Below are 7,369 nucleotides of genomic sequence, written 5' to 3' on the forward strand. Positions count from 1 at the left end.
TCAGACCACCAGATTGACGATACGGCCGGGCACCACGATGACCTTGCGCAGGGGCCTGCCGTCAATCGCTTTCTGCACGCTTTCAAGCGCGAGGGCCTGGGCCTCCAGTGCCGCGCGGTCGATATCGGCCGGAACGACCAGCGTGCCGCGCAGCTTGCCCTGCACCTGGACGGCGATGGTGATCTCGTCATCGGCGGCGAGGGTGGCATCGGCCGTCGGCCAGGCGGTGGCGACCAGCATGGTGCCCTGACCAAGTCGCGACCACAGCTCTTCAGCAAGATGCGGCATCATCGGCGCGACCAGCTGGACGATGGTTTCCAGCGCCTCGCGCGTCGCCGCCGGGCTCGCCCCGGTCTTGCCGAGGGCGGCATCCTGCACCGCGTTGGCATATTCGTAGAGCCGGGCGACCGCCTTGTTGAAGTGGAAGGCTTCGATGTCGGCGGTGACGCCCGCGATGGTCTTGTGCGTGGCGCGGCGCAAGGGCGCGTCCTCGGCGCCGAAGGCCGAATCGCCCGCCGGGCCGATTCGCTCCAGCCCCTCGGACACCATGCGCCACAGGCGCTGGGTGAAGCGCCAGGCACCTTCGATGCCGCCCTCGGTCCATTCCAGATCGCGCTCCGGCGGGCTGTCGGACAGCATGAACCAGCGCGCGGTATCGGCGCCGTAACGCTCGATGATGTCGTCCGGGTCCACCACGTTCTTCTTGGACTTCGACATCTTCTCGACCCGGCCGACGGTGACCGGCTCGCCGGTCCCGCTGCGCACCAGGGCGCCACCCGCGTCGGTGGTCACGTCGGCGGGGTTCAGCCATTCGCCGCTGGCCGCGCGATAGGTGGCGTGATTGACCATGCCCTGCGTGAACAGGCCGGCGAAGGGCTCGTCGATGCCGATGTGGCCGGTCGCCTCCATCGCCCGCGTGTAGAAGCGGGAATAGAGCAGATGCAGGATCGCGTGTTCGATGCCGCCGATATACTGGTCGACCGGCAGCCAGTAATCGACCGCCTCGCGCTCGAAGGGCTCGTCGCTGCGCGGCGAGCAGAAACGGGCGAAATACCAGGACGAATCAATGAAGGTGTCGAACGTATCGGTCTCGCGCCGGGCCGGCTTGCCGCAGGTCGGACAGTCGACATGCTTCCAGGTCGGATGGCGGTCGAGCGGATTGCCCGGCAGATCGAAGGTCACGTCCTCGGGCAGGGTCACGGGCAGCTGGGCCGCCGGCACCGGCACGATGCCGCAGGCCTCGCAATGGATGACCGGAATGGGCGCACCCCAGTAACGCTGGCGCGAGACGCCCCAGTCGCGCAGGCGGTAAGTGACGGTGCCTTCGCCGGCGCCGAGTTCCCTGATCTTCGCGATCGCCGCGGCCTTGCCGTCGACGGTGCCGAGACCGTCGAGGAAGCCGGACTGATAGAGCTTGCCGTCGCCCGTATAGGCTTCGGTGCCGACGGCGAAAGTCGCCGGGTCGGCGCCGGGCGGCAACACCACCGGCGTCACTTCGAGGCCGTATTTCCGGGCGAAGTCGAGGTCGCGCTGGTCATGCGCCGGGCAGCCGAAGACGGCGCCGGTGCCGTAATCCATCAGCACGAAGTTGGCGATATAGACCGGCAGGGTCTCGTCCGGCTTGAACGGATGGCGGACTTCGAGGCCGGTATCGAAACCGAGCTTCTCCGCCTTCTCGATCTCTTCCTCGGAAGTCCCGCCGCGGCGGCATTCGTCGCAGAAGGCGGCCAGTACCGGATCGGCCTTGGCGAGGGCGGCGGCGACTGGATGATCGGCGGCGATGGCGACGAAAGCCGCGCCGAACAGCGTGTCCGGCCGCGTGGTATAAACGTCGATCGCCTCGGCCGGCGCCCCGCCCTTGAAGCGGAACGACAGGCGCGCGCCTTCCGAGCGGCCGATCCAGTTGTCCTGCATCAGGCGGACCTTGGACGGCCAGCGGTCCAGAGAGTCGAGGCCCTTGATCAGGTCATCGGCGAAATGGGTGATCTTCAGGAACCACTGCGACAGCTTGCGCCGCTCGACGAGGGCGCCGGAGCGCCAGCCGCGGCCGTCGATCACCTGTTCGTTGGCCAGCACCGTGTTGTCGACCGGATCCCAGTTGACGAGGGATTCCTTGCGGTAGACCAGGCCCGCCTGCAGGAAGTCGAGGAACAGCTTCTGTTCATGGCGGTAATATTCGGGATGGCAGGTCGCGATCTCGCGGCTCCAGTCCAGCGACAGCCCCATGGACTTCAGCTGGGCCCGCATCGTGTCGATATTCTTGTAGGTCCAGTCGGCCGGGTGGACGTGGCGCTCCATCGCGGCGTTTTCCGCCGGCATCCCGAAGGCGTCCCAGCCCATCGGGTGCAGCACGTTGAAGCCGGCGGCGCGCTTGTAGCGGGCGATGACGTCGCCCATGGCGTAGTTGCGCACATGGCCCATGTGGATGCGCCCCGACGGATAGGGGAACATCTCGAGGACGTAATATTTCGGGCGGGACCGGTCTTCCCCGGCGCGGAAGGCATCGGCCGCGGCCCAGGCGGCCTGCCATTTCGACTCGGCGGCGCGCGGGTTGTAACGCTCGTTCGACATGGGAAAACTATCGGCTTTCTGGCGCTGCCGGGCAGCGGTGGTCTCGCGGGAGACAGAGATATAGGGCGAGGGCTTCGCCGCTGGCAAGCGGTCTGTCCCCGGCGGCGTGAATGCCGCCGGGCGCCACGATGCCGATACCTTATCTATAAGGCGCTGTTACTGGCCGAGGCTCTGCACGCGGAGCTGGCGGGCGCGGGTCAGGATGGCGTTCTCGAGCTGGCCGACGGTTTCGGCCGAGACCGGCACGTCGAGCCACTGGCGCTCCGGCCCGATCTGCTGGCGGAACAGGGCGACCTTCAGGCCGTCGGCGCGCAGCCGGCGGTCGAGGATATAGACCGTTGCCTTCATCCGCTCGGACGGGCGGTCGGGCGAGGAATACCAGTCGGTGATGATCACGCCGCCGAAGGGATCGGCCGAGACCAGCGGCATGAAGGACAGCGTGTCGAGCGAGGCGCGCCACAGCAGCGCGTTGACACCGATGCCGCTCGAGCCCTGATCGTCGGCCTTGTCCTTGCCGCCGAAAAGCACGATGCCATCGGGGCCGAACAGGCCGCCGTCTTGGGGCGCGTTGGGGTCGGGCGTCGGGCTGTAAGTGCCGTCGGGCCTCTGCTGGGGATATTGCTGAACGGTTTCGGTCGAGCCGCAGGCGGCCAGGGCCATGACAGCCAGGGCCGAAGCGATCCTGGCACCATAACGCAGTCCGGACATCAATATCCCTCACGTCTATATAAACCGCCCGCGTGACGGCGGGCTGCCGATCTTCATTAAGTGAAGCAATGCGGCAAAGCAATGGCGGCGGGCTGAAATCGGCCCTGAAAGCCGGTCCGGGCGACGAAATGGCGGGGGCCCGGCACCATTCGTAAGTGTTACGCAACTGCAACAGGGTCGCCCCAATGTCCCCCGCGCGTCCGTGGAAGCGGCCCTTTTGCTTGACCCGGAAGGTCTTCGGAAATTCTATCGGCGGGTAGAGATCGGGCAGCGGGTTACCCTGCCGGATCGTTCCGGGGGCCACTCCCGGCTGCCTCGTACTGAAATGAGGGGATGATGAAAAAGATTCTTCTAAGCACCACGGCGCTTGCCACTGCCGCGCTGCTTTCCACCAGCGCCATGGCCGCTGACGAAGGCCTGAAGCTCACGCTGGGCGGTTTCTTCTCGGGCGTCGTCCTGGCCGGCGGCGACGGCGATGCGAACACCCGTGAGGTCTCGTTCGATTCCTGGAACAGCGAAATCTCCTTCACCGCCGAAGGCACCGCTTCCAATGGCCTGACCTACGGCTTCCAGATCCAGCTCGAAGGCGCGTCCGTCGCCGACCAGATCGACGAAGCCTTCCTGTATTTCTCGGGCGGTTTCGGCCGTATCGAGTTCGGCACCAACGATCCGGTCGCCGCGCAGATGGGCTATGTCGCTCCCTCGCCGGACGCCAATGGCATCCTGACGGTGAATTCGGGCGACTATATGTTCAACGCCTTCACCTACAATTCGGACGGCGACGCCGGCAAGGTGAACTACTTCACCCCGCGTATCGCTGGCTTCCAGCTCGGCCTGTCCTACTCGCCGGACGGCACGCAGGATCCGGCTGACGGTGCCGTCGCCGGTGGCTTCGAGCCCGACAACAACGGCGCTGGCCAGCAGTTCACCGCCGGCCTGAACTACTCCAAGGAGTTCTCGGGCGTCACCGTCGGTCTCTCGGGCACCTATGCGTTCCTCGAGAGCGAGATCAGCGCCCCGGTCCTCGACGACCAGACCTCCTACGGCTTCGGCGCCAACCTCGGCTTCGCGGCCGGCGCGGGCACGGTCACCCTCGGTGGTTCGTACCTCGGCATCGACAACTTCGGCTTCATCTCGAACGACGACGTGTCGGCTTATGACGTCGGCGTGCAGTATGCCCAGGGCGCCTGGACCCTCGGCGCGCAGTCGATCTGGTGGGACCAGGACTCGTTCCCGGACACCATCTGGGGTCTGTCGGTCGGCGGCGGCTACAAGGTCGCGACCGGTCTCGACCTCGCGGTCGGCTACATGCACTGGGACAACCAGGGTGGTGGCGGCGGCGCCTTCACGAAGAACGACGCCGACGTGTTCCTGCTCGGCTCGATGCTGTCGTTCTGATCTCTTTCGATCGGGGAAAAGGGGGCGCTCGCGCCCCCTTTTTCTTTTGGTGCGATATTCGAGGAGATACAGCTTGGGTGCGCTGATCTGGCTGTCGTCCTACCCCAAGTCGGGCAATACCTGGCTGCGGACCTTTCTGCATCATCTGTTGATCAATCCACCGGCGCCCCTGCCGCCGGACTCGCTCAGCCGGTTCACCCTCGGCGACAATCATCGCATCTGGTACGACAAGGCGGCCGGGGTCTCGACCGTCGCCTTTGACGAAGAGCGGATTTCCGCCCTGCGTCCCCGCGCCCAGGCCTTGATGACCGGCGCCTTTCCCGATTCGGTCTTCGTAAAGACGCATTCAATGGTCGGCGTGCGCCACGGCGTGCCGCTGATCAACATGGCGGTCACGGCTGGCGCCATCTATGTCGTGCGCGATCCCCGCGACGTCGTCATTTCGGCGGCCGACCACTATGGCCTTGGCCTCGACGACATGTTGAAGCAAATGGCCGATCCGGCGGCGGTGATCGGCGGCAATGCGACCCAGGTCCAGACCTGGCTCGGCGACTGGTCGGGCCATGTCACCGGTTGGACAGGGCAGGCCGGTCGCGGTCTTCTCGTCGTGCGCTACGAGGACATGGAACAAAAGCCACTGAAAACTTTCGGCAGCATCGCCTCCTTCCTGGGCCTTCGCCCACCCAGGGACCGACTGGAACGCGCCATTCGCTTTTCGTCCTTCAAAGTCCTGCAGAATCAGGAAGCCCAGCATGGCTTCGCCGAGCGCAGCAAGCACTCGGAGCGTTTTTTCCGGGTCGGCAAGTCCGGGCAATGGCGCAATGTCCTCGATGCCGCCCAAATCGAGCGGATCGAAAGCGAACATGGCGCGGTGATGAAGAGATTTGGCTATCTGTGATTCCACGCCATCACTTCGGTTCTATAAGGCAGCGCAACAAGACTTTGGTCATAGGGTCTGCGATTTCGGCATCAATTGAGTTTTCGCATTTGCGAAATAAAAATGTAAAAAACGGCCGAGTCGTCCAACAAACTGTGGCTGAAGCAACACACAGCTCCCGTGTCACTTTACTGACATTTCTTACCTGTTGCTGACCGGCGGACGATCGGTCTATCCACCTTGTTAGGGCACACCATAAAACGCCTGCTTGAGGGGTAGACCACATGACCAGCAAGATTCTTCTTGGCACCACCGCGCTGGCCGCCATCCTGCTTTCCACCGGCGCCCAGGCGGCCGACGAGGGCCTGAAGCTGAAGCTCGGTGGCTTCTTCCAGGGTTTCGCCATGATCGGCAATGTCGACCGCAATGACGGCGTCGACAATTTCCGCAATGTCTCCTTCGAGAGCTGGAACAGCGAAATCTGGTTCACCGCCGAAGCCGAGACCGCCAACGGCCTGAAGTACGGCTTCCGCATCGAGCTGGAAGGCGCCAGCGTCGCCGACCAGATCGACGAATCCTACCTCTGGGTTTCGGGCTCGTTCGGCCGCGTGATGTTCGGTAACGACGACGGCGTCGGCAATTCGATGGCCTATCAGATCCCGACGGTGACCCGCTCGAAGTCGCTGCGCATCGAAGATCAGGATTATGCGCCGACCGCCAATATCAATGGCTCGCACCTCCTGACCGCCTTCAACTCGCCGAACCACTACGCGCTCGACGCCAGCAAGCTGGCCTATACGACCCCGCGCTTGGCCGGCTTCCAGTTCGGCGTGTCCTACGCGCCGGACCTGAGCGAAGATCCGGGCACCGCTGCTCCCGGCACCGCGGTTGCCGGCGGCTTTGAAACCGACAACGACAACCAGGCGGGCGACGCTCTGGAGTTCGGCCTGAACTACAACAACAAGTTCGGCGATCTCGGCCTCATCGCGTCGGTGACCTATTACCACGACCAGCTCGAGGACGGCGCCGCCGCCACGTCGGCCGACCGTCAGAGCGTCGCTGCCGGCGCTGGCATCACCTACAAGGGCTTCAGCTTCGGCGCCAACTACATGTGGACCGACAACTACCGCTCCGCCGGTTACGGCAATGCGGGCCGCAAGAACGTCGATCTGAACCAGTTCCTGGTCGGCGCCCAGTATGTGACCGGCCCCTGGTCGTTCGGCGCCAACGCGGGTTGGGGCGTGGCCGATGGCAAGAGCAATGCGGCCGCCGGCAACAGCGAAGACAAGCTCTTCGCCGGCCTCGTCGGCGTCGGCTACAATCTCGCGCCGGGCATCGAGCTCGAAGCTGGCGTGCAGTATTACGACTGGTCGTCGGACATCAACGCCCGCGAAGCCGACGCGACCGTCGGCCTGGTCGGCACCACCCTGTCGTTCTGATCTCCGGATCAAACTGACGTTGGAAGGGGCGGCCCATGGGGCCGCCCCTTTTGACTTTGTGCTTACAACTTTCGGTCAGCTTGCGCCCATTCCGGCGCCCTCCCATAATCCGCGCCAAAGCGACAGGCGCATTGCGGGAGGAACAGCATGAGCCAGGATATCTACCCCGTTCCCGCGGGTTTCGCGGCACAGGCGAAGGTTGATGCGGCGGGTTACGCCGCGGGTTATCGCCGCTCGGTCGAGGATCCGGCCAGCTTCTGGGCCGAGGCCGGCAAGCGCCTCGACTGGATCAGCCCCTACAGCCCCGGCGCCGTCAAGGATGTCTCCTTCGGGCCCGGCGATGTGCACATCCGCTGGTTCCATGACGGCACCCTCA

The 7,369-nt window shown here is 64.8% G+C and carries 6 protein-coding genes; 4 read left to right on the forward strand and 2 right to left on the reverse strand.

The window, feature by feature from the left end; all coding sequences use genetic code 11:
- Together leuS and DKG74_RS16440 are read right to left on the reverse strand one after the other, a co-directional pair.
- Window positions 1-2,571 carry a leucine--tRNA ligase gene (gene leuS, locus DKG74_RS16435; RefSeq protein WP_109907265.1) on the reverse strand — a complete coding sequence of 857 codons (2,571 nt, stop codon included), beginning with the start codon at window positions 2,569-2,571 and terminating at the stop codon, window positions 1-3.
- Between the two features lie 156 nt (window positions 2,572-2,727).
- Complete coding sequence (locus DKG74_RS16440; protein ID WP_109907266.1) at window positions 2,728-3,279, reverse strand: DUF3576 domain-containing protein; 552 nt, start codon at window positions 3,277-3,279, stop codon at window positions 2,728-2,730.
- Between the two features lie 336 nt (window positions 3,280-3,615).
- Between DKG74_RS16440 and DKG74_RS16445 the strand changes: the two genes are divergently transcribed.
- From DKG74_RS16445 to DKG74_RS16460, 4 genes are all read left to right on the forward strand, one after another.
- Window positions 3,616-4,677 (forward strand): porin, encoded by a 1,062-nt coding sequence (locus DKG74_RS16445; RefSeq protein WP_165837727.1) that lies wholly within the window; start codon window positions 3,616-3,618, stop codon window positions 4,675-4,677.
- A 73-nt stretch (window positions 4,678-4,750) separates the two neighbouring features.
- The gene (locus DKG74_RS16450; protein ID WP_109907268.1) at window positions 4,751-5,575 is read left to right on the forward strand and encodes a sulfotransferase domain-containing protein; all 825 of its coding nucleotides are present in this window, start codon (window positions 4,751-4,753) and stop codon (window positions 5,573-5,575) included.
- A 263-nt stretch (window positions 5,576-5,838) separates the two neighbouring features.
- The gene (locus tag DKG74_RS16455; RefSeq protein WP_109907269.1) at window positions 5,839-6,993 is read left to right on the forward strand and encodes a porin; all 1,155 of its coding nucleotides are present in this window, start codon (window positions 5,839-5,841) and stop codon (window positions 6,991-6,993) included.
- A gap of 147 nt (window positions 6,994-7,140) precedes the next feature.
- The coding region (locus DKG74_RS16460; RefSeq protein ID WP_279340890.1) for an acetyl-coenzyme A synthetase N-terminal domain-containing protein at window positions 7,141-7,369 on the forward strand (229 nt) is incomplete at its 3' end.

Origin of the sequence: Zavarzinia aquatilis (assembly GCF_003173035.1) — a bacterium.
In the GTDB taxonomy this organism is placed as follows: Bacteria; Pseudomonadota; Alphaproteobacteria; order Zavarziniales; family Zavarziniaceae; genus Zavarzinia; species Zavarzinia aquatilis.